Origin of the sequence: Streptomyces sp. NBC_00209, assembly GCF_045206345.1 — a bacterium.
GTDB lineage: Bacteria > Actinomycetota > Actinomycetes > Streptomycetales > Streptomycetaceae > Streptomyces.
The window spans coordinates 5,260,065-5,282,587 of sequence record NZ_CP108121.1 but is presented as its reverse complement, the minus strand read 5'-3'; the positions used below and the strand labels follow the sequence as shown (position 1 = coordinate 5,282,587).

22 protein-coding genes are annotated in these 22,523 nt (G+C 69.5%); 16 read left to right on the top strand and 6 right to left on the bottom strand.

Going from position 1 to position 22,523, the window contains the following annotated elements; all coding sequences use genetic code 11:
• Positions 1-179 precede the first annotated feature (179 nt).
• The gene (locus OG867_RS24010) at positions 180-1,523 is read left to right on the top strand and encodes an NAD(P)/FAD-dependent oxidoreductase (RefSeq protein WP_406288347.1); all 1,344 of its coding nucleotides are present in this window, start codon (positions 180-182) and stop codon (positions 1,521-1,523) included.
• Positions 1,524-1,534: 11 nt separating this feature from the next.
• Here OG867_RS24010 and OG867_RS24005 read toward each other — a convergent pair whose 3' ends face one another.
• Positions 1,535-3,106: a regulator gene (locus OG867_RS24005; protein ID WP_406288345.1), complete on the bottom strand. Its 1,572-nt coding sequence runs from the start codon at positions 3,104-3,106 to the stop codon at positions 1,535-1,537.
• A 259-nt stretch (positions 3,107-3,365) separates the two neighbouring features.
• Here OG867_RS24005 and lipB point away from each other — a divergent pair, with 259 nt between their 5' ends.
• The 6 genes from lipB (at position 3,366) to OG867_RS23975 (ending at position 9,061) form a co-directional block, all read left to right on the top strand.
• Complete coding sequence (lipB, locus tag OG867_RS24000; protein ID WP_328899847.1) at positions 3,366-4,178, top strand: lipoyl(octanoyl) transferase LipB; 813 nt, start codon at positions 3,366-3,368, stop codon at positions 4,176-4,178.
• Between the two features lie 159 nt (positions 4,179-4,337).
• Positions 4,338-5,273 (top strand): lipoyl synthase, encoded by a 936-nt coding sequence (lipA, locus tag OG867_RS23995; protein ID WP_328904299.1) that lies wholly within the window; start codon positions 4,338-4,340, stop codon positions 5,271-5,273.
• A 258-nt stretch (positions 5,274-5,531) separates the two neighbouring features.
• Complete coding sequence (locus OG867_RS23990; protein WP_265544713.1) at positions 5,532-5,747, top strand: hypothetical protein; 216 nt, start codon at positions 5,532-5,534, stop codon at positions 5,745-5,747.
• 10 nt (positions 5,748-5,757) lie between these two features.
• On the top strand, positions 5,758-6,468 hold the full coding sequence (locus tag OG867_RS23985; protein WP_328899848.1) for a DUF4191 domain-containing protein: 711 nt from the start codon (positions 5,758-5,760) through the stop codon (positions 6,466-6,468).
• A 117-nt stretch (positions 6,469-6,585) separates the two neighbouring features.
• Positions 6,586-7,539, top strand: a complete 954-nt coding sequence (locus OG867_RS23980; protein WP_328900760.1) for an IS481 family transposase — start codon at positions 6,586-6,588, stop codon at positions 7,537-7,539.
• 289 nt (positions 7,540-7,828) lie between these two features.
• A complete protein-coding gene (locus OG867_RS23975) occupies positions 7,829-9,061 on the top strand; it encodes an MFS transporter (protein WP_406288342.1) in 1,233 nt (410 codons plus the stop codon).
• Between the two features lie 86 nt (positions 9,062-9,147).
• Here OG867_RS23975 and OG867_RS23970 read toward each other — a convergent pair whose 3' ends face one another.
• Positions 9,148-9,615: an RDD family protein gene (locus tag OG867_RS23970; RefSeq protein ID WP_406288339.1), complete on the bottom strand. Its 468-nt coding sequence runs from the start codon at positions 9,613-9,615 to the stop codon at positions 9,148-9,150.
• Positions 9,616-9,912: 297 nt separating this feature from the next.
• On the opposite strand from OG867_RS23970, the gene glnA reads away from it, so the two are divergent.
• Positions 9,913-11,322, top strand: a complete 1,410-nt coding sequence (gene glnA / locus OG867_RS23965) for a type I glutamate--ammonia ligase (RefSeq protein ID WP_328899850.1) — start codon at positions 9,913-9,915, stop codon at positions 11,320-11,322.
• 74 nt (positions 11,323-11,396) lie between these two features.
• Here glnA and OG867_RS23960 read toward each other — a convergent pair whose 3' ends face one another.
• Together OG867_RS23960 and OG867_RS23955 are read right to left on the bottom strand one after the other, a co-directional pair.
• The gene (locus OG867_RS23960) at positions 11,397-12,683 is read right to left on the bottom strand and encodes an MFS transporter (protein WP_406288335.1); all 1,287 of its coding nucleotides are present in this window, start codon (positions 12,681-12,683) and stop codon (positions 11,397-11,399) included.
• Positions 12,680-13,285 carry an ArsR/SmtB family transcription factor gene (locus OG867_RS23955; RefSeq protein WP_406288332.1) on the bottom strand — a complete coding sequence of 202 codons (606 nt, stop codon included), beginning with the start codon at positions 13,283-13,285 and terminating at the stop codon, positions 12,680-12,682. Before OG867_RS23955 ends, OG867_RS23960 begins: the two co-directional genes overlap by 4 nt.
• Positions 13,286-13,610: 325 nt before the next feature.
• Between OG867_RS23955 and OG867_RS23950 the strand changes: the two genes are divergently transcribed.
• The 3 genes from OG867_RS23950 (at position 13,611) to OG867_RS23940 (ending at position 16,570) form a co-directional block, all read left to right on the top strand.
• On the top strand, positions 13,611-13,976 hold the full coding sequence (locus OG867_RS23950; RefSeq protein ID WP_406288330.1) for a hypothetical protein: 366 nt from the start codon (positions 13,611-13,613) through the stop codon (positions 13,974-13,976).
• Positions 13,977-13,978: 2 nt separating this feature from the next.
• Positions 13,979-15,130 (top strand): caspase domain-containing protein, encoded by a 1,152-nt coding sequence (locus OG867_RS23945; RefSeq protein ID WP_406291150.1) that lies wholly within the window; start codon positions 13,979-13,981, stop codon positions 15,128-15,130.
• 277 nt (positions 15,131-15,407) lie between these two features.
• Positions 15,408-16,570 (top strand): IS3 family transposase gene (locus OG867_RS23940; RefSeq protein ID WP_406288327.1). Its coding sequence is split into 2 segments (ribosomal slippage): positions 15,408-15,692 and positions 15,695-16,570, totalling 1,161 coding nucleotides; the frame shifts between segments, so codons are not numbered across the junction.
• 304 nt (positions 16,571-16,874) lie between these two features.
• Here OG867_RS23940 and OG867_RS23935 read toward each other — a convergent pair.
• Both OG867_RS23935 and OG867_RS23930 read right to left on the bottom strand, forming a co-directional pair.
• Positions 16,875-17,387 (bottom strand): GNAT family N-acetyltransferase, encoded by a 513-nt coding sequence (locus OG867_RS23935; protein WP_406288324.1) that lies wholly within the window; start codon positions 17,385-17,387, stop codon positions 16,875-16,877.
• Positions 17,378-18,619: a helix-turn-helix domain-containing protein gene (locus tag OG867_RS23930; RefSeq protein ID WP_406288321.1), complete on the bottom strand. Its 1,242-nt coding sequence runs from the start codon at positions 18,617-18,619 to the stop codon at positions 17,378-17,380. The genes OG867_RS23935 and OG867_RS23930 overlap by 10 nt, the downstream gene beginning before the upstream one ends.
• Positions 18,620-18,860: 241 nt before the next feature.
• Here OG867_RS23930 and OG867_RS23925 point away from each other — a divergent pair, with 241 nt between their 5' ends.
• From OG867_RS23925 to OG867_RS23905, 5 genes are all read left to right on the top strand, one after another.
• Positions 18,861-19,004: a hypothetical protein gene (locus OG867_RS23925; RefSeq protein ID WP_406288318.1), complete on the top strand. Its 144-nt coding sequence runs from the start codon at positions 18,861-18,863 to the stop codon at positions 19,002-19,004.
• Positions 19,005-19,377: 373 nt separating this feature from the next.
• A complete protein-coding gene (locus tag OG867_RS23920; protein WP_406288315.1) occupies positions 19,378-19,518 on the top strand; it encodes an albusnodin family lasso peptide in 141 nt (46 codons plus the stop codon).
• A 14-nt stretch (positions 19,519-19,532) separates the two neighbouring features.
• Positions 19,533-21,392, top strand: a complete 1,860-nt coding sequence (locus tag OG867_RS23915) for an albusnodin/ikarugamycin family macrolactam cyclase (protein WP_406288312.1) — start codon at positions 19,533-19,535, stop codon at positions 21,390-21,392.
• Complete coding sequence (locus tag OG867_RS23910; protein ID WP_406288310.1) at positions 21,392-21,946, top strand: lasso peptide biosynthesis B2 protein; 555 nt, start codon at positions 21,392-21,394, stop codon at positions 21,944-21,946. The genes OG867_RS23915 and OG867_RS23910 overlap by 1 nt, the downstream gene beginning before the upstream one ends.
• Entirely contained in the window at positions 21,943-22,515 is a 573-nt protein-coding gene (locus OG867_RS23905; RefSeq protein ID WP_406288307.1) for a GNAT family N-acetyltransferase, read from the top strand. The genes OG867_RS23910 and OG867_RS23905 overlap by 4 nt, the downstream gene beginning before the upstream one ends.
• The last annotated feature ends 8 nt before the right edge of the window (positions 22,516-22,523 follow it).

Genomic DNA, 22,523 nt, shown 5'->3' with positions numbered 1-22,523 from the left:
ACCGTCCGGGTAGCCCGGTTTTGTTCGGACGGGCGTGCGACCCCGTGCATCGGTGCTCCGGTCCGCGCGCGACTGCGCACGATCGGGTCACTCTCCTAGCCTCCTGACGAACTCACGCATTCCGGTGGGCGGTTGAGGGCATGAGCCCCCCACCATTCGCGCCGAACCGGGGAGGGCACGTGCTCAGCACGGCACACCACGCGGACGTCGTCATCATCGGGGCCGGGATCGCCGGCCTGTCGGCGGCCCACCGACTGACCAGCGCCGGGGTCAGTGTCAGCGTCCTGGAGGCCGGCCCCGGCGTCGGCGGCCGGATGGCCACCGACGAGGTGGACGGGTTCCTCCTCGACCGGGTCGGCCCGCTGCTCAACACCGCGTATCCGGAGCTCCGTACCACACCGGGGCTCGACGGACTCGTCCTGCGCACCTTCGATCCCGGGGTCCTCGTGCACAGCGAGGGCCGCCGCCACCGGACCGGCGAGACCCGCCGCGTGCCGGGCGCACGCAGCGCACGGGGCGCGCTCAAGGCGGCGCGCGCCCTCGCGCACGCCCCCCGGCCGCCGCGCGCGGGCGCCCTCGGCGGGGCGATGGGCGGCGCGATCGACCACGCCCGGCTCGGCGCGGCCCTGGCCCGCCTCGCCGCCACCCCGCCGGCCCGCATCCTCGCCCGGCCCGAACGCGCCGCGCTCGACGCCCTGGCCGGCCGGCTCTCCTCCCGTACGCTGAACGGCTTCGTACGCCCGCTGCTCACCGCACTGCTCAGCGACCCGGACCTCACCACGTCCAGCAGGTGCGCCGACCTCGCCCTGCGGACGTACGCGAGCGGACGGCTGTGTGTACCGGAGGGCGGGGCGGGTACGCTGCCGGCACTCCTGGCCGCTTCCCTGCCGCCGGGCACCGTACGCACCGGGGTGCACGTCACGTCCGCCGACATCACCTCCGTACGCACCAAGGAGCACGGCGAACTGGGCTGCCGCTCGCTGCTCGTGGCCACCGGAGCGAGCGCCGCCGCCGAGCTGCTGCCGGGCCTGCGCCTGCCGTCCTTCCACCCCGTCACGGTGCTCCACCACACCGCGCCCACGCCCCCGCCCACCGGCGCCTCGCTCCTCCTGGACGCCGACCGGTCGGGCCCCGTCTCCCATACCGCCGTGATGAGCGCGGTCGACCCGGCCCGCGCCCCGCACGGCCGGGCCCTGATCAGCTCGACGGTCCTCGGCACCCCGCCCGACGACCTGGACCGCACGGTCCGCGCCCACCTCGCCAGGCTCCACGGCGTGCCCACCGAGGACTGGGAGCTGCTGGCCGCCCACCATGACCCGGAGGCCGTCCCCGCGATGCCCGCCCCGCACGACCCGCACCGCCCGGTCCGGCTCCTCGCGGGCCTCTATGTGTGCGGCGACCACCGCGACACCGGCACCGTCCAGGGCGCCCTGGCCTCGGGCGCCCGCGCCGCCGCCTCGATCCTCCACGACCTCGGCATCCGCCCGGCCGCCGGGGACACCGCACTTCCCGAGGCCGCCTGAGGCCCGGGCGCTCAGCCCAGCGCGGCGACCCGCTCCCGGTAGCCGCGCACGGCGGCGGCGTCCCGGTAGGGCTCCAGCCGCCGTTCGAAGTCCCGTACGTACTCCGTGGCCCGCGCCGAGCGCATCTCGGCCGCCTGCTGGGCGGCCTCCGCGCCCAGCCGGCACGCCTGGTCCAGCTCGCCGAGCCCGAGCCGGGCGGACGCCAGCACCACCCGGCAGAACAGCCTGCTCCGGGCGTACGCGGGGGCGCGCAGCTGGAGCGCGCGCTCCGCGTACTGCGCGGCGGACCGGTACTGCTGGAGGTCGCGGTGGCAGTGCCCGAACTCGTCGGCGAGCTGAGCCTCGTCGAAGTGACGCGCCCAGTGCGGGACCTCGTCGCCGGGGCGGGCCGCCTCCAGCGCGCGTTCCGCCCGGGCGAGGGAGGCCGTGCACGCCTTGGAGTCCGCGAGCACCGCGTGCCCGCGCGCCTCCACCGCGTGCAGCAGGGCCATGACGGTGTGGGGCGCGGCCGAGCCGATGCCCTGCTGCGCCACCCGGGCCAGCTGCACCGCTTCCCTGCCGTGGGCGAGATAGACCGCCTGGCGGCTCATGGTGATCAGCACATAGCTGCCGTAGGCCCGGTCGCCCGCCGCCTGGGAGAGGCGGAGCGCCTGCACGAAGTAGCGCTGCGCGAGCCCGTGCGCCGCGATGTCGTACGAGGTCCAGCCGGCCAGCCTGGTCAGGTCGGCGGCGGCCGCGAACAGCCGCCGGCCGGTCGCCTCCCCGTACGTGCCGCGCAGCATCGGCTCCGTCTCGTGCTCCAGGTACCGCACGAGGGCCTGCCGGGCGTGCCCGCCGCCGTAGGCGTGGTCGAGCGTACGGAAGAGCTCGGCCACCGAGCGCAGCGCGGCCACGTCCCCCTCGCCGACCCGGAGCCCCGAGCCCCGCTCGGTCTGCCGCTGCCGGGGTACCCCGGGGCTGCCCGTCGCGCCGCCGGGCGGTGCGGGGACCCCGCCGGGGCGCGAGGGCACCGGCCCGCGCACGCCGTGCCGCCCGCCCTGCTCGGGCACGGCGGTCAGCGCCCCGGCGGCGGGGAGCTGGGCGCCGGCCGCCCGTGCGGCGCCGGCCCTGGCGGCCCCGCCGGGCGCGGGGCGGCCCACCCACTCGTCGGCCCGGCCGATCAGCCAGTCCCGGCTGGGCACGACGAGACCGGCCGGGGTGAACGCGATCTTCCGCAGCTCGGCGTGGCTGCCGGAGTCCTTGCGCCAGAGCCCGCTGACGATGTCGACGGCCTCGGCGGGCGTGGCGGCGAACTCCAGGCCCGCGTAGACCGGGGCGCAGGCGTCGAGCCCGAGGTCCTGCGCGGAGAGCCGGCGGCCGAGGCGCCGGGTGAAGACCTCGGCGATCAGCGCGGGGGTGGTCCCCCGGGGCTGCTGGCCGCGCAGCCAGCGGGTCACGGAGGTCTTGTCGTACCGGAGGTCGAGTCCGTGTTCGAGGCCGAGCTGGTCCACCCGGCGGGCGAGGCCGGCGTTGGAGAACCCGGCCTCGGTGATGAGCGAGGCGAGCCGGCGGTTGGGCGTGCGCTGCGGAGGTCGTTCCGACATCAGCTCTAGGGTCTCCTGCCTTCGGGGCCGGGCAGCCCTCTGACGAACGGCGCGAATTTAACTGTCTGCGGGGCGGCCTCAGCACCCTTCGCTCCACATTCATCCGATCGTGTGAGGATTGTGGGCGGCGCTGACGGGAAGACCTGCCCGGCTCGGGCGCCGGAGCCGGTCGTACAGTGGCCGGGGCACGATTCGTGCAGGGTGACGCGGTTCCGGGAAACCCCCGGGCCCCGGCACCGCGAGGAGAGAGGCTGCTGCCGTGAGTGAGCTCCGGTTCGTCCGCATGGGATTCGGCGAGGACGCCGTCGACTACCAGGAGGCGTGGCAGAAGCAGCGCGAGGTGCACGCGGCACGGTTCGAGGACACCGTCCCGGACACCTGCCTGCTCCTGGAACACCCGCCCGTCTACACCGCGGGCAGGCGCACGGCGGACAGCGAGCGCCCCCTCGACGGCACCCCCGTCATCGACGTGGACCGCGGCGGCAAGATCACCTGGCACGGCCCCGGTCAGCTCGTCGGCTACCCGATCCAGAAGCTCCCGCGCCCCGTGGACGTCGTCGCCCATGTGCGCCGCCTGGAGGATGCGCTGATCCGCACCGCCGCCGAGTTCGGCGTCGAGACCAGCCGGGTGGAGGGCCGCAGCGGCGTCTGGGTCCTGGGCGACCCGGTCGAGCAGCGCCCCGCGCTCGGCGGCCTCACGCTCGACTTCGACCCGCGGCTGGCGGACGAGGAGTTCGATCCCCGGCTCAACGGTCCGGAGTACGCCCCGTCCAACGCCGGGCAGCGCCGGGAGGACCGCAAGCTCGCCGCGATCGGCATCCGCGTCGCCAAGGGCGTCACGATGCACGGCTTCTCGTTCAACGTGAACCCCGACAACACCTGGTTCGACCGCATCGTGCCCTGCGGCATCCGGGACGCCGGTGTCACCTCGCTCAGCTACGAGCTGGGCCGCGACCTCACCATCGCCGAGGTCCTCCCGGTCGCCGAGAAGCACCTCCGGGACATCCTGGAGAACGCCGAGCTCGCCCCCCGTACGATCGAGCGCGCCGGCGACGCCATGGCCAGGGCGTGACCCACAGAACGCGCTTCCGGGAATAGGCCCTGCCTGCCCCAGGTTGGGTGGACGTACAACCGAATGAACCACGGGCGTACCCTGGTGTTCGCCGAAGAATCCAATGCAGTGAAAGCAAAGGGGAGTGCCGGAGTGTCTGTCGCACCCGACGGGCGCAAGATGCTGCGCCTTGAGGTCCGGAACAGCCAGACCCCCATCGAGCGCAAGCCCGAGTGGATCAAAACCCGGGCGAAGATGGGCCCCGAGTACAACCGGCTGCAGAAACTCGTCAAGAGCGAGGGTCTGCACACGGTGTGCCAGGAGGCCGGCTGCCCCAACATCTTCGAGTGCTGGGAGGACCGCGAGGCCACGTTCCTCATCGGCGGCGACCAGTGCACCCGGCGCTGTGACTTCTGCCAGATCGACACGGGCAAGCCGCAGGCGCTGGACCGGGACGAGCCCCGGCGCGTCGGCGAGTCCGTCGTCACGATGGACCTGAACTACGCCACCATCACCGGCGTCGCCCGCGACGACCTGGAGGACGGCGGTGCCTGGCTGTACGCGGAGACCGTGCGCCAGATCCACGCGCAGACGGCGGACCGGGAGGCCGGCCGCACCAAGGTCGAGCTGCTGATCCCCGACTTCAACGCCGAGCCCGCCCAGCTCGCGGAGGTCTTCTCCTCGCGCCCCGAGGTGCTCGCGCACAACGTGGAGACGGTCCCGCGCATCTTCAAGCGCATCCGGCCGGGTTTCCGCTACGAGCGGTCCCTGGAGGTCATCACCCGCGCCCGTGAGGCCGGCCTGGTGACCAAGTCGAACCTGATCCTCGGCATGGGCGAGACCCGCGAAGAGGTCAGCGAGGCGCTTCAGGACCTGTACGACGCGGGCTGCGAGCTCATCACGATCACGCAGTACCTGCGGCCGTCGGTGCGCCACCACCCGGTCGAGCGCTGGGTGAAGCCGCACGAGTTCGTGGAGCTGAAGGACGAGGCCGACGCGATCGGGTACTCCGGCGTCATGTCCGGACCGCTCGTCCGCTCCTCGTACCGCGCGGGCCGCCTCTTCCAGCAGGCGATGGACCGGCGCGAGGCCGAGGCCCCGGTGCCGTCCGCGTAACCCATGCTCAGCCCGGCGCGGTCCGTCCGTGCCCCGCAGGTCCGAGAGGCCCGCGGGGCGCGGACGGACCGCGTCGGCGTGCGCGGGGCCCGCATCGAGGTTTCATTGGTGTTTGACCGACCGGTCACGCGCTGGTAACACCGAACGGTGACCCTGGACGCAGGCGCGGCGCGGTGACGCACACCGCCACCGCCCTTCCCGCGCTCCGTCTCCAGTCCGCGCAGCACACGTACACCGTTTCCGAGGGGACTTGCCACGATGCAGGCCGCGCCGGTACGCGCCACCGTCATCCCGACCGTCACCAACACCCTCCGCGCCGTGGAGTCGCTGCTGCTCAGCGGCGGCCAGCGCACCGCCCGGCGCAACGCCTGGACGGCCGTCCTGGAGGACCGCCGCCGGGCGAAGGACCGGGCCGCGTCCGGCTACGTGCCGGAACGGGAGGCCGTGGCCGCCCGTCGTTCGAAGGCCACGTAAACTTCATTGCATGGCGAGGAAGGCAAACACCACTGAAGGCGCGGACAGCGCCGAGAACGCGGGGCGGCTCAAGCAGATCGCTCTGACCTACAAGATGACCAAGCGGACCGACTCCAAGATCGGTCTTGTGGTCGCGGGTGTGGGAATCGTCACCTTCGGTGTCATCCTCGCGATCGGTTTTCTGATCGATCACCCGATCTACCTGGGCATCCTGGGCTTCGTGCTCGCGCTCCTCGCGATGGCGATCGTCTTCGGACGCCGCGCCGAGCGGGCCGCCTTCGGGCAGATGGAGGGCCAGCCGGGCGCTGCGGCGGCGGTCCTGGACCGCGTGGGCCGCGGCTGGACGACGACTCCAGCGGTCGCGATGAACCGCAGCCAGGACGTCGTACACCGCGCCGTCGGCAAGGCGGGCATCGTGCTGGTCGCCGAGGGCAACCCGAACCGGGTGAAGAGCCTGCTCGCGGCCGAGAAGAAGAAGATGGCCCGCATCGTGGTGGACGTCCCCGTCCACGACATCATCGTCGGCAACGGCGAGGGCCAGGTGCCCCTGAAGAAGGTCCGCACCAAGATGCTGAAGCTCCCCCGCGTCCTGACCGGCCCCCAGGTGACGGCCGCCAACGACCGGCTCCGCGCGATGGGCGACCTGATGAGCAACATGCCGCTCCCGAAGGGCCCCCTCCCCGGCCGCGGCGGCGCCGGCCGCCCGCCCCGCGCGCGCTAGTTGTTCTGTCCATGGAGGTTGGTGACGGATCCCACGGCTTGGGGATCTTGAACGAGTGAGGGCCTTCCGGGTTCGGTGTGGATTGCGACATCTACACGGAACGATCAGAAGGCCCTCATGCCCCACCGTAATGCACCCCTGACCGAGACCGGGCGTCTGCGTCTGGCCCGCTGCGTCGTCGAGGACGGCTGGCCTCTGCGCCGGGCCGCCGAGCGCTTCCAGGTCTCGCCCACCACGGCTCAGCGGTGGGCGGGGCGCTACCGCGAGCGGGGCGAGGCCGGGATGACCGACCGCTCCTCCCGGCCCCACTACAGCCCGCGCCGGACACCGACCCGTACCGAGCGGCGGATCATCAAGGTCCGTGTCCTGCGGCGCTGGGGACCAGCCCGCATCGCCTATCTGCTCGGGCTGAACCCGGCGACCGTGCACCGCGTCCTGACTCGCTACAAACTCGCCCGCCTGGCCCATCTGGACCGAGCGACCGGCCGGGTGATCCGCCGCTACGAGCATGCCGCCCCCGGTGACCTCGTGCACGTCGACATCAAAAAGCTCGGCAACATTCCCGACGGCGGCGGCCACAAGGCCCTCGGCCGGCAAGCAGGCCGCAAGAACCGGGCGGGCGCCGGCATGAGTTTCCTGCACAACGCAGTCGATGATCATTCCCGTCTCGCCTACAGCGAGATCCTCACCGATGAGAAGAAGGAAACCGCCGTCGGATTCTGGCAGCGCGCCCACGCCTACTTCGCCGCCGCCGGGATCACCGTCCAGCGCGTCCTGACCGACAACGGTTCCTGCTACACGTCGTACCTCTGGCGCAACTCACTTGTTTCACAGGGCATTTCACACAAGCGCACCCGCCCCTACCGGCCCCAGACAAACGGGAAGGTCGAGCGGTTCAACCGGACCCTGCTGGACGAGTGGGCCTACGCCAAGGCATATCGGACCGAGACCGAACGGCGTGACGCCTACTCGCGATGGCTCCACACCTACAATCACCACCGCGGACACACCGCGCTCAAGGGCCAACCACCCGCCAGCCGCGTCCCTAACCTCACGGGTCAGTACAACTAGTCCCCGCTCTCAGCGAGAACCACTCCAGGCCGTACCTCGCCTGTCATCTGCATCTTGGGAAGCCTGTGACGGGGCGCCACCGGCGCCCCGTCACAGGCTTCATGATCTCCATGACGCGCTCCCAGCGGCCTTGCCCGCATCGCCCTCCACGGGACACGACTCACAAACCTGGTGCGGGGCTCCGGACCGGCTTGTTACGGTCGCCCGATGCGCTCCGTCTCCGATGTCTAGCGGCTCGATGAGGTTCCCCGGACCCTTGCAGCCCCTAGTCATAACGGAGCGTAACACTGTGTCTACCTTCGGCGATGTCGCTCGCCGTCCACTACGCCGCAACCGCCCCTTTCTGATCCTGACCTCCGGTCAGGCCGTCTCCTCGATCGGCGACCAGATACAGGGCTTCGCCCTGCTGCTGGTCGTCACGGCACTAGCAGGGCCATCCGGGCAGGCCGGGCTGGTCCTGGGCGTCAACACCGCCGCGTACTTGCTGTTCGGACTGGTCTCCGGCGCGCTCGCCGACCGCTGGGACCGACGACGCACGATGCTCTGGTGCGAGGTCGGCCGGGGCGTCGCCGCGGGCGCGGTGGCCCTGGCGATGGCTCTGGAGCGGCTGACCCTTCCGATGCTCTACGGCTTCGCGCTCGTCACTGGCATCTTGTCAACGCTCTTCCAGGCCGCGAACACTGCCGCGCTGCCCAGTATCGTCGGGTCGGTGCTGCTGCCGCGCGCACTGGCGGTGGGACAGGGGCTGTCCAGCACGGTGCGGGTGACGGGGGCCTCGCTCGGCGCCTTGGCCTGGGGGGTGGGACGAGCGGTGCCGTTTGCCGTGGACGCGGTCTCGTTCCTGCTTTCGGCCGTGTCGCTGGGACTGATCAAGGGCCCGTTGCGCGGCCAGGATCCGCGCCAGGTACCTGCCCAGTCGTCCCGGCGACTGTCTGCTGAGATCCGCGAGGGCCTCGGACGGCTCTGGAACGACCCGGTGCTACGGCGCCTGACACTGGCCCAGGCCGGGGACAGCCTGCGCTACGGTGCCGGCTACCTGGTGATCGTTGCCCTGGCTCAGGCTGTGGGTGCGTCTGCCACGCAGACGGCGTACGTCTTCACCGGTGCCGCGGTGGGCGCGCTGGTCGGAGCCGCGGCCGCGGACCGGTTGGCGGCACGGTACCGACTCGGCCGGATCGCGGTGGTGATGCTCATGGTGGAGGCCGCGGTATTCCCGCTGTACGCGGTCGCCCCGTCCTGGATGGTGCTTGCCGCCGTCGCGGCCGCCGAATCAGTCGTGGTTCCGGTGTACTCGGTCGCGGTGAACGCGTACCGGATGCGGGTCACCCCGGACGCCGCGCGTGGCCGGGTCGCCGCAGCGGCACAGACCCTGGTCACCGGAGCACTGTCACTAGGGACGATGTTGGGTGGTGTGCTGATCGCCGCGTACGGGGCGCGGACCGCCACGTTCACTCTGGGGTGCTGGCTTGCCGTGGTCGCCGTGCTCACCGCCTCCAGCCGCCAAGTCCGGCAGGCGGGTTGACGGCCGTCGCGCCGGTGTCGCCACGTGACGGGGGCGGGCCGTGAACCTGGTGGTTCACGGCCCGCCCCCGTCACGTGGCGTACGCCTCAGACGCGGACCTGGACCGCGCGGGCCAGGCGGTCGTGGAGGCCGCGGCCGTCGCGGTCCCAGACGAGGGCCGGGATCGCCAGGCAGAGCAGGACGCTGCGGATGAGGACCCGGACGAGGCCGAGGCGGCCGCCCTCCTCGGCGACGACCCGGGTGCCCATGAGGCGCTTGCCGGGAGTGCAGCCGATCGTGCCGACGGTGAGCACGCTCATGACCAGGAAGATGCCGAGCGCCCAGTTCCCGGACGCCTGCTGGTCACCGCGAGCGAACAGCCCGTATGCGATCAGCATGCACAGGGCCCAGTCGATGAAGAGGGCCCCGAAGCGCCGGCCGAGCGGGGCGACGGCCCCCGGGCCCTGCTCGGGGAGGCCGAGCCGCTTGCCCCGGTAGCCGAAGTCGGCTCCCATGTCCTCGGCGGCCGCGCGCGGCCCGGAGAGCCACGATCCGATTGCTTGCCTATTGTCCACCCGACCACGGTACTGCGCCCTGCCGCACGCCTTGCCGCGCGGGTGGCGTCCCCTGGGCCGTCCCACTCCTCGGACGCCCTTTTGGAACGGCCGGCAGGCCCGTAAGGCCACGCCACAGAGGCGGTACGGGGCTCGTACGACCGCTCCTCGCAGCCGCGCCGGTTAACTTCGGCGAAACAAATGGGTCATGCTTGAGAAATCCGGTCTGCCTATGGTCGGGTCCAGCGTGTGCCACCGCACTGGTCACACAACGAGCTGCAACCCCGTCCCTCCCGGGCCGGGAGTAGGAGGAGTTGGATGTTCCAGAACGCCGACGACGCGAAGAAGTTCATCGCCGACAACGACGTCAAGTTCATCGATGTCCGGTTCTGCGACCTGCCCGGCGTGATGCAGCACGTCACCGTGCCGGCGGCGACCTTCAACCCGGCCGACGAGCTTGCCTTCGACGGCTCGTCGATCCGCGGCTTCCAGGCCATCCACGAGTCCGACATGGCGCTCCGCGCGGACCTGTCGACCGCCCGGGTCGACCCCTTCCGCCGCGACAAGACCGTCAACATCAACTTCTTCATCCACGACCCGATCACCGGCGAGCAGTACAGCCGTGACCCGCGGAACGTGGCCAAGAAGGCCGAGGCGTACCTCGCCTCCACCGGCTTCGCCGACACCGCGTACTTCGGTCCCGAGGCCGAGTTCTACGTCTTCGACAACGTCCGCTTCCAGACGTCGGCGAACGAGAGCTTCTACCACATCGACTCCGAGGCCGCCGCCTGGAACACCGGTGCGGTCGAGAACAACCGCGGTTACAAGGTCCGCTACAAGGGCGGCTACTTCCCGGTCTCACCGGTCGACCACCACGCGGACCTGCGCGCCGAGATGTCCCTGGAGCTGCAGAAGAGCGGCCTGGAGATCGAGCGCCAGCACCACGAGGTCGGCACCGGCGGCCAGGCGGAGATCAACTACAAGTTCAACACGCTGCTCGCCGCGGCCGACGACCTGATGCTCTTCAAGTACATCGTGAAGAACGTCGCCTGGCGCAACGGCAAGACCGCGACCTTCATGCCGAAGCCGATCTTCGGCGACAACGGCTCGGGCATGCACGTCCACCAGTCCCTGTGGGCCGGCGGCGACCCGCTGTTCTACGACGAGCAGGGCTACGCGGGCCTGTCGGACATGGCGCGCTACTACATCGGCGGCATCCTCAAGCACGCCCCGTCGCTGCTGGCCTTCACCAACCCGACGGTGAACTCCTACCACCGCCTGGTGCCCGGCTTCGAGGCCCCGGTCAACATGGTGTACTCGCAGCGCAACCGCTCCGCCGCGATGCGCATCCCGATCACGGGCTCCAACCCGAAGGCCAAGCGCGTCGAGTTCCGCGCCCCGGACCCGTCGTCCAACCCGTACCTGGCCTTCTCGGCGCTCCTGATGGCCGGCCTGGACGGCATCAAGAACAAGATCGAGCCGGCCGAGCCGATCGACAAGGACCTGTACGAGCTGGCTCCCGAGGAGCACGCCAACGTCCAGCAGGTCCCGACGTCCCTCCCGGCCGTCCTGGACGCCCTTGAGGCCGACAACGAGTACCTCCAGGCCGGCGGCGTCTTCACGTCCGACCTGATCGAGACGTGGATCGACTACAAGCGCACCCACGAGATCGCCCCGATCCAGCTGCGCCCGCACCCGCACGAGTTCGAGCTGTACTTCGACCTGTAAATCGCGGCTGCGCCAGAGCAAGAGCCCTGTCACTCTCCACGGAGAGCGGCAGGGCTCTCTGCCGTGCCCGGCCGCTACAGCTTCACCACCTCCTCGGGATTGCTCCTTGTCCGGCGCGACGTCGGCAGGTCGCGGGAGCGCCGGATCGGGGAGAAGAGCAGGATCAGCGCGGCAAGTGGGACTCCCGCTGTCGCGATGGCCATGGCGGTGCGGAGGCCGACTGCGGTTCCGAGCAGGCCGCCGAGCAGCGCTCCGACAGGGATCGCTCCGTAGCTGAGGAACGCAGAGCTTGCGGTGAGACGGCCGAGGAGATCCGGCGGGCAGTAGCGTTGCTGGAAGCTCGCCTTGATGATGTTGCCGGCGACAACCCCCGCGCAGACGCTGAAGCCACCTGTCACAAAGAGCAGGATCCCGGCTCCGCCGGTGGTCAACGAAATGAGCAGACCGAGTGAGGGAAGTCCCAGTTCGAAGAGCAGGGTCGCGCGGGCGGTGCCGATCCGGTGGGCGACCCGGCGTGCGGCGAATGCCCCGGCTACGCCTCCGGCGCTGGTCGCCGCGATGAGTGCGCCGACCGCCCCCGGGGCCAGGCCCACGCTCCGGACCAGGAAGACCACTTGGATCGACTGGTATCCCATGAGGGCCAGGTTGGATGCGGCTCCGAAGAGTGCGAACGTGCGAAACCAGGGGTCGTAGGCGATCAACCGCAGTCCTTCGTGGACTTCACCGACCAGTGAGGTGGGGCGGTTTTGGGTCCGGGTGACGCGCGGCTCGCGATGCCGGATCCCTGCGAGGCACAGGAGGGAGACGAGGAAGGTCGCGGCGTTGGCGAACATGCCGTTCACCGCACCTGCCAACTGTGCGATCAGGCCGCCGGAGCCGAGCCCGGCAATCTGCGCGGCGGATGCGCTGCCGTGTAGTTTGGCGTTGCCCTCGGGCTGGTCATCGGGGTCCAGGAGGGTGGGGAGATAGGCGGTGTAGGCGGTTTGGAAGAACACCGTTGCCGTGCCTGCCAGCAGGGCAACGGCCAGCAGTAGTCCGATACCCAGCCGGCCGGACCACGCGGCGACAGGGACGGCGGCGAAGAGCACGAGGGAGACCGCCGCGGCGGCCAGCATGATCGGCCTGCGGCGCAGCCGGTCCACCCAGACACCGACCGGGAGACCGATGATCAGCCAGGGGACCCAGGCGGCGGCGCTCAGCAGGCCGACCTCGAACGTACTGGCGTGCAAGGTGGAGACGGCGACGAGTGGCATCGCCACCCCGGTGACCGACGCACCGAACTTGCCGGTGGTCTCGCCGCACCACAGCAGACGGAAATCGCGGTGCCGGCGCAGGAGGCCACCGCGTATGCCGTGGCTCATGCGGAGCCACGCTCCTTGCGCGGGAAGGACTGGAGCTGCACGACGACGGGGAGCGCGTCCGGGGCGGGCTCGGCGTCCGGAGCAGGGGTATGGCGGGTGATGACAGCCATCAGCTCCGCGTTGAGTGCCTCCAACTGTTTCGGGGTCATCCGCAGGTCACTCCAGTCCGAGACGGTGCCGGCGCTCCGCCACGTGTCGTCCCAGTCCTCGCCGATGTAGTTCACGACCCGGTTGAAGTGCTGCTGAAGCAGTTCGTGCAGGTAGACCGACAACGCGCCCCGGGTGTCGGGATCGTCGCGGAAATCGGCAGTGTTCAGCTCATTGGAGACGTCGACCCTTCTCCACCAGCGCTCGCGTTTCGTGCCCCGTCCGGTTTCCTCCTCGATAAAGCCGTGTTCGGCGAGGTGCCGCAAGTGCCAGCTGATGGTCCCGGTGTTCTCCCCGAGGCGTTCGGCGAGCCCGGTGGCGTTGGCTGGGCCGTCCAGGCTGATCAGTTCGAAGATGCTTATCCGCAGCGGATGGGCCAGTCCCCGCAGGCTGCGCGCATCGAGGCGCCGGGTGGGCTTGGCCGGCTGTGCTGTGCGTTCCGGTTCGTCGGGCATGCCAGCAGCGTAGGTTGCAGAGCCTTCTCTGCATAGGATTCTTTGCAGAGAAGACTCTGCCAGTGCCCACGCCCGTCCTGATGATCGGAGACACCCGTGACTGAGCCGACTCTGTGGCTGACCACCGAGACCTGCGGCCTGGGGCCCTACTGCGCGGATCTGGTCGAGGCGTGCTGGAAGGACGACGTCGATCCCGTCGGCTGCGAGGATCATGCGGAGGCCAACCTCTTTCAGCGAGGTTCAGTGAAGACAGCCCCGCGCACCCGCTCATCCGCGACCATGGTGAAGACCGCCAAGACTCGGAGCACAGCAACAGGGGGATCGCATGCGCGTTGAGGTTCGCGTCGAGCCGTCGAACGACGAACTCCGTTCGCTGCTCGCCTGGCTTCGTCAGGATCCTGATATCCGTCGGACCGCGACCTTGGAGATGCGCGAGCAGCCGCCGCGCGAGGGCGAGATGGGGGCAGCGGCCGACGTTCTGCAGTTGATCACCGAGAACGGATGGAACGCCGCGAACTTCACTCTGGCGCTTGCTGCGTGGAAGCAGACACGGCCGCGGGCCTCTCGTGTCACCGTCCGGCATCACGATCTCATCGACACCTTGACGGACTGCAGCGATGAACAGATCGAGCGGATCACCCGGCTGCTTCGGGAGGACCGGGGAGACGATCAGAGAGGCTCTACGAGTTGAGCGTGTTTCCGGACGCCGGCGCTACGAAGGCGGTCCTGATAGGAACTAGCACTTACACCTTCCTCGAAGACCTGCCGGCTGTCTCCAACAACCTCAACTCCTTGGCCGATCTGCTCACTGGGCCCACGTCCTGGAATCTCAACCGAGACGACTGCCACGTGCTCTCCGAGCCGACGAATGCGATTGCCGTGATGGATACCCTGCGTGACGCCGCAGATGCGGCCAGGGACACGCTGCTGGTGTACTACGCGGGGCATGGGCTGGTCACGCCAGAGGGCGAACTCTATCTGGGGCTACCCCAATCCAGGCAGCAGCGAGTGGAGACGGGACTTCAATACAGCTGGCTGCGAGGCGCGTTGTTGGAGGGAAGAGCGGAGCGGACTGTCGTCATACTTGACTGCTGCTACGCGGGCCTGGCCCTGGGAACAATGGGGCCCTCAGATCTGGCCGCCCAAGCGGATGTCGAGGGGACCTACCTTCTCGCCGCAGCTTCGGAGACCCGTCAGGCACTCGCCCCGCCCGGGGAGCCTCACACTGCATTCACCGGTGAGCTTCTCACGATCCTCACCACTGGTATCGCCGGAGGCCCGGAACAGCTCGATCTCGACAATGTCTTCCTACAGTTGAGGAAATCCCTCTCCGCGAAGGGGCATCCCGTCCCTCAAGGACGAGAACGCAACAGCAACGGCCAGCTCGCACTGGGCTGGAACCCCGCCTTCAGCCGAGCACCAGTGTCCGTCAGCCACCGAGCGGGCTCCGCCGACCTCCGCGCATGGCCAGATCCGGCAGCCATCCGCAGCGTCGAAGGGTTCATCAACGCATTGGGGCAAGTGCGCGTCACCAGCGGCCTTACCCACTCAGCAATCAGCCACCGTTCCGGCGGCCAGATCTCGACCGGAACGATCAGTACCCTCCTCAACCGCAAGGATCTTCCCAGAACCTGGCAGACAACCAGCGTCTACTTGACCGCCTGCGGACTGCCGGACGAGCGGCTGAGCGACTGGCAACTGCGCTGGCATCAGCTGCGATCTGATCACCCCACTACAGCGGCACCTGATTCCGAGGAGCAGCGGCCCCGGAGCCAGGACACCCGCACCGCGACTGCTTGGGGACGAGCGCTCCGACAACTAACGCGACGGCGACTCCGTGACTGACTGGACCGTCTTCTGAGGTTCTGGCATCGTCTTGTCGCCGTCGTCACCGAAGACGGTATTCCAAGCGGCGATCAGCAAGAGCACACCCACCGCGACAACCCAGAACGCCGGCTTCTTGGCTTTTCTGGATACCGTCGACGGCTTCACGTAGTGCGCTGCCCGGTAGTATCCCTTTCTCGTCTGCGCCATGGCGTGCATACCCCCGATTGGGTCTGCCGCACGAACGGGTGACATCTGAACTGGCTTGCCGTGTAGGGCAGGTGGGAAGGATGTTGCTGTGCCCAAGCCTTATCCCCAGGAGTTCCGCGAGGACGTCGTGCGGGTCGCGAGGAACCGCGGCCCGGGCGTCACTGTCGAGCAGGTGGCCGCCGACTTCGGCGTCCACGCGATGACGTTGTGGAAGTGGATGCGCCGCGCCGACATCGACGACGGCACGAAGCCCGGGGCGACCAGTCAGGAGAGCGTGGAACTGCGGGAAGCCCGTCGGCGGATCAAGCTGCTGGAGCAGGAGAACGAGGTTCTGCGGCGGGCGGCGGCCTATCTGTCGCAGGCGAACCTGCCGGGAAAAGGATCTACCCGCTCGTGAAAGAGCTGGCCGCAGGCGGAGTGCCCGTCACGGTCGCGTGCCGGGTGCTGAAGCTCGCCAGACAGCCCTACTATCGCTGGCTCGAAGACCCGGTGACCCCAGCCGAGCTCGCCGAGGCGCATCGCGCACACGCGCTGTTCTCCGCCCACCGCGACGACCCGGAGTTCGGCTACCGCTTCCTGGCCGACGAGGCCCGCGACGCCGGCACCGACATGGCCGACCGCACCGCGTGGCGGATCTGCAGGAACAACCAATGGTGGAGCGTGTTCGGCAAGAAACGCGGCCGGACAAAGAAGGCGGGCCCGCCCGTCCACGACGACCTGGTCAACCGGGCCTTCACCGCGACCGGCCCGAACCAGCTCTGGCTCACCGACATCACCGAACACCCCACCGGCGAGGGCAAGCTCTATCTCTGCGCGGTCAAGGACGTCTTCAGCAACCGGATCGTGGGCTACTCCATCGACGCACGGATGAAGTCCCGGCTGGCCGTGACCGCCCTGGACAACGCAGTCGCCCGGCGCCAGGACGTCGCCGGATGCATCCTGCACAGCGACAGAGGATCGCAATTTCGATCAAGGAAACTCGTACAAGCGCTCAGCCGCCACCAGATGGCCGGCTCGATAGGAAGAGTCGGAGCGGCAGGCGACAACGCGGCCATGGAGTCCTTCTTCAGCCTGCTGCAAAAGAACGTCCTCGACCGCCGCACCTGGACCACCCGCGAAGAACTCCGCATCGCCATCGTGACCTGGATCGAGCGGACCTACCACCGACGCCGCAGACAAGCCGCCCTCGGCCGGCTCACACCCGTCGAATACGAAACCGTCATGACCACACAGGCCCTCCAGGCCGCGTGACTGAACCTGTCACCCAACGCTGCATCAGACCCATTCGTTGCCTGGTACGTCAGGTGTGGAGTGTGGCAGAGGCCCCTTCCAGGTAATGGGCAGACCCTGCAGGACGGCTGGATCCAGTCGATGCCTGGCGCTCGTCCGCCCTTGCCAGCATCGCAACGACCCACCTTCTGGCAGGACGACCCTCTCGTCCATCCGTTGTGCACCGAACCATCCGGCCATAGCCGTCTACCCAGGTCAGAGGATTCGTCCAGCTGCACTTCGACCGGGCTCTGCCACTCTCCGCGGAGAGCGGCAGAGCTCCTTGCTAACTCTCTCGCAGCGTCCTGACCATGACCGCGTACAGCGGGGAGTCGTCGGAGGGCTTGGCCTCGTCTCGCTTTTCGTAGCCCCACTTCTCGTACAGGGCTTGCACTCTCGGGTGGGTGGAGTCGACCAGGAGCGTCACGAAGTCGACCTCGACCGATCGGATCAGCGCGTCGTGGATCTGCTGCGCCCGGCCGGTCCCCTGCCACCGGGGCACCACCATCAGCTCGGACAGAGCGAGGATGCGGCCTCGCACACCCCTGGGCCGGTCCGCGCCCTTCCACCAGCCGCCCGGCTTGAACCTCGAACCGTACGCGTACCCGACCGCTCCGCCGTCCTCCCAGCCCGAGACGCACAGCCAGTCCTCGCGCCCGGACCACAGGTCGACGTAGTACGAGAACCGCTCGCGCGAGTGGAACGGGTCGGGCTCGTCCGCGTAGACCTCGTCGTGTATGTCCAGGAGCAGGGAGCGCACGTCCGGGGCGTCGGCGTGCGTGTACGTTTTCAGATCCATCGGCGTGACTCCTCGATCCAGCTCACGACCTCGGGCGCCTTCGTGCCCGTGGCCTCGATGACTTGGCGAGTGACGGCAATCGTCCTCGTCGTGCGCCGCGATCCGGACGCCGGCAGCAGCATCTCGTACGCGCGGCGTCCTGTTCCGGCGGCAAGCTCCGCCTCTCCCTGCCTCGCCTGGGCGAGCGACAGGTGCGCCGTGTAAAGGGCCTTGTTGCGGACCATGTCGTCGGGGATCGCCACAAGAGTGCGGTGGAGGCAGGACTCGGCCCGCTCGTGTTCTCCCAGTGCGGTCCAGACGTACGACGACAGGGCGTCGAATTCGGCTCGGTTGTAGAACGAGATCCACGCGGAGGGCTGTTCCCCGTCGGCTCGTCCGAACGCCTTCTCCGCGGCACTCATGGCCCGCAGGGATTCGGTGGGCTGATGCAACCTCGCCAAGGCGTTCGCGTACCGCATGTGTCCCAGCGACGCGTACAGCGGGTCGCGCCGGGCGGTCGAGGACCGTTTCATGACCTCGGCACCGGCCGCCGCCTCGGCGTGGTTCTCGCGCTGGCTGGAGGTGAGCATCAGGTGGTCCCAAACGCGGTACATGGCTTCCCCGTCACGCGCCAAACCCGCGAGGGGGAGGGCCTTGTCGAGGTGGGAGCGGGCACGCCGAGGAGCACTTGCGTCGATGGCGGCGAAGGCCGCCAGACACGTGGCCTCGGAGGCCAGTCGGTACATCTGGCGCCGCACGCGGTCCGAGGCCCCGTCGCCGGCGAGCGACGACTGGATGCGCGACGCGAGCTCGATGGCCTTGTTCTCGATCTTCCCCGCCCCGCCGAGCCGCGCGTCATCGCGCAGGAGCTCGGTGTACTCCAGATGAAACCGGTCGGCGTCGGCCTGCCCCAGCCGCGTGAGGCGTGGCGGGGCAGCGGCAGCGACGGCGGTTCCGGTCGCCGCGACAAGGAAGGTGCGGCGGTGCACTGGGTCCTCCGCTCGTACGGCGGTGCGTGGTGGGACGAACCCTAGATCCGCTGCGGGGCACCCGAATACCGCTTCGAGTGCGGCGCATGTGCGGCCGATCGGCCTGCGGGTGCTGCCGTTGAGAAGATTGCGCACCGTCCGCGCGGACACATCCCCCGGCCTCCTCCCGATTTCTTCGAGCGCGACATTCATCTGACGTGCTAATTCGTCCTGTGTCAGGCCGAGTTCATCCATTCGACCTCTCAGAATGACGTTCGCTCCCATGCGACAGAACGTAGCCGGGCCGGTACGTCCGGAACAGCCGCCGGGTCATGCGAACGTAAAGTTTTCCGCTTGGTCTTGGGCGAATCGACCGCGACCTTTCCTGTCCGCAGCCGCCTGACGGTCGTTGACTGATCACACGCCCCGGAAGCCGAAGAACGCTCCGGGCCGCTCCCCCTCAGCAGCGACCACGCCCTGTCCGTAGTGCGGCCCGCTGTACCGACCCCACCCGTAGGAGTGCGCGATGACCACGCCCCTCCCCTCCGACGAGCAGCCGGAGTACGGCGTTCCGAGCTCAGACCTGACGGCCCGTGCCCAGGAAGGGTTCGCGGCGTTCCTCGCTCGGTTCGAGGACAACGACCTGCTCGACGAGGAGGCCACACGATGACCGCCTCGGCCTCGAATCATTCCTCCACGAGGACGACCACCCCTGGCTGCGCCGGCAGGTCCGCGACATCGCGAGCCGGGGCGAAGGCGAACTCACCGCGATCGTCCACGAGAGGACCAACGGAAGGACTGTCCGCGTCGCGCATGTGCGGCCCGCATCCGGGGTCGAGTGGACGACGTCGGCGGACAACCTTCAGCTCATCCCATGAGACAGCGAGGGCGACGGCCTCGCGCACACCGTTGTCGCCGTGCTCATTCCGGCCGTCACCGGTACACCCGGCGGACAGCCCGCCAACTTCCGCCCCGCCGGATCACCGGCCCCGGGCGGAGGCGCCACCAGGCAGCACTCGCGCATCCACCGAAGGAGCATCTCCATGATCGACACCCGCAACGAGAACGGCGTCACCACTCCCGAGAGGAAGCCGGTGGCGGTCGACCTCGGCGACGTCGCCGAGCTGACCGAGGGCCAAGGCGGCGGACAGTCGGAGGACAAGCGCCGCGCGTACAACTGCTGACCCCTGTCGCACGGGTGCGGCCCCAGCCTTCGGGTGGGGCCGCACCCCCTTCGAAGGATCGGGAGGACACGTTGCCCATCGGCGGATTCAGCACCATCCGACCCGGCCTTCCTCGCCCACTCGGCGCGGAGAGTTTCACCACGTCATCTCTGTGGCGGCTCGGCAACATACCCATCCGCACAGCGCGGCGGCACGGCCGCCGTGTCCATGTCATCGGCTTGTGCGGAGCCACCGCCGAGGAGGTACAGACCCTCGCCGATTGCCCCGTGCCCACCCGCGCGACGTGGCAGTGGCCGGGCACCTACGCGGTCCTGGAGGAGCTGGCACACGGGCTGGTCCTCCACACCGACCCGGCCGCCGCACTGCCCCTGTACGCAGTCGCCTGGCAAGGGGCCTGGGCGTGGTCGACATCGGCCCGCTACCTCGGCGCCCTGGCGGGCGCTCACGTCGACACCAAGCGTCTGGCATGCGCGTTCCTCGCTCCATCCGTGCCCGTATTGGCCTCTGGCCGTACGTATTTCGCCGGAGTCCAACAGCTCCCGCCCGGCAGCCGCATCGAACTGCCCGCCACCGGAGACCGGTACACGTACAGCACCACGTGGTGCCCCGACCCCCTCAACGGGCCGCCACCGCACCTGCGCCTGCGTAACGCCCTCACTGCCGCCGTACGTCTCCGCGCCGACACCGACCCGGCACTGTCGAGCGACCTTTCCGGTGGTCTCGACTCCTCCACGGTCGCCGTCCTCGCTTCCCGCAGCGCGCCGGATCCGGTGAACGCTGTCACCATCCACCCCCGTGGTGTCCTCGACGGCGCCGACCTCCATTACGCCCGGCTCACCGCTACGGCCTCCGACGGCCGGCTCCGCCACCGCCTCCTCCCCCTCGGCAATGAACACCGGCCGTACACCGACCTCACCAACGTCCCCGTGACCGACGAACCCGCGCCTTCCACGCTTACGCAGACCCGGCTTGTGGCTCAATTCCGCTGGATGCGCCGCGAACTCGGTACCCGTACTCATCTGACCGGCGACGGCGGGGACAGCGTCCTCTTCCAGCCGCCGGCCCAGCTCGCCGATCTCCTGCGCCATCGTCGCTACACCCGCGCGGTCCGCGAGGCATTCGGGTGGGCTCGGCTTCGGCACATCGCCGTCGTCCCACTGCTTCGCTCCGCATCAATGATGACGGCCACCACCCGCGAGGGCTCCTCGGCAGCACTCACCACCGAGCTGACCAGAGGGGTCAAGCCGACTCGGGGTGATGTCAGGTGGTTCTCCACCCTGCCCGTACCGGCATGGGCGGACCCATCCGCCGTACGTCTCCTCACCGAGGCCGCCGAGGACTACGCTGCCGCGCCCGACCCTCTACCGGGCCTGGACGCCTCGGTACGCATCCTCGTTGACGAGATCCGCGAGGTGGCACGTACGGCGGTGGCCGACGCCGAGCTGGCAGACGCCTGCGGAATCGATCTGCACAATCCATTCCTGGATGCCTCCGTGGTCGACGCGGTGCTAAGGACCCCAGTCGGTCTGCGTCCCCCTCTCTACGCCTACAAGCCGGTGCTGAAGCGGGCGTTCGCCGATCTCCTCCCCGCCGAACTGGTGGCTCGCACCACGAAGGGTGCCTTCGAGGCAGACCACTACGGCGGACTGCGCGCCGCCCTTCCCCAACTCCTCGACACCGGAGGCATGAACCTGGCGGCGCTCGGCCTGATCGACGCGAAGCGATTCCGTGAGCAGATCCGCCACGCCGCCGCCGGGGTCCCGATGCCGCTCGCGCACATCGAGCAGGCCCTGGCTGCCGATGCCTGGTTGCACACCATCACCCACACCCCTGATCCCGTGTGGGTCGCCCTTGTCCCCGGAAAGGTGGAGTAATGGAGCGGTCCGTCGACTTCGGCCATGTGCAGGTCGTGATCGACTACGACACCGGTGGCGTGCGCTGCCTGATTCCGCCAGAGCCCGCCCCGTCGACCGCGCCGAAGGCGAGCTGGGGCAGCGCGGAGCATCCCGCCGGCCTCACCGTCCCCCGCGATACGTGGAGCTTCACCGCAGCCGCCGCCCTCTCCGGTGTCGTGGCGGTGAAAGCAGCGGGGAGGAAGGAATCCGCCATGCGACGTATCACCGACGCCATACGCGCGGCCACGTCGACAACCACCCACCCCGCCACCCCCGAGCAGGCCGAGCGTGCCGTCCTCGCCGTGCGCCGGGCCGCCTGGTATTCACCTGCCCGCACCGCCTGTCTGGAGGAGTCGGCCGCCGCCGTGCTCCTCCTCGCCCTGCGGCGCCGGTCCGTCGTCTGGTGCCACGGCGTCGCGCCGGACCCCGTACGCCTGCACGCGTGGGTCCAGACTGGCGACGGAGCCCCCGCAGCCGAACCGGCGTCCACGCTCCTCTACACGCCCCTCCTGACGATCGGAGACACCCCGTGACTGAGCCGACTCTGTGGCTGACCGCCAAGGCGTGCGGCCTCGGGCCCTACCGCGCGGACCTGGTCGAGACGTACTGGAAGTGGGAGCAGGACCCCACCCTGATGATCGGTTACGGCCGCCAGGCCCCCGAGTCCTTGGAGGCGCGTGCCGAAGGGATGCAGCACCAGCTCCGGGGGGCCAACATCCGCTTCACCGTTTACGACCTGGCCGGCGCCGAGCCCGTCCCGGTCGGCGTCACCACTCTGCTGCCCGACGATTCCGTACGTACCGCCGAGTTCGTCGTCATGCTGGCGCGCGAGGCCCGTGGACGCGGTCTCGGCGCCGAAGCGACTCGTCTGACGCTCGACTACGCGTTCCACGTGGCCAGTCTGCGCATGGTGTGGCTCAAGGTGCTGGCCCCGAACGCGGCCGGGATCAAGGCGTACGAGCATGCCGGGTTCCGGCACGCAGGGAGGCTGCGCGAGGCCGGATACTGGCTCGGCCAGATCTGCGACGAGGTGCTGATGGATGCCCTGGCACAGGACTTCACCGGGCCTTCGGTGGTACGGGCGCTCCTGGGCCGTGCCTGACCGAGGGG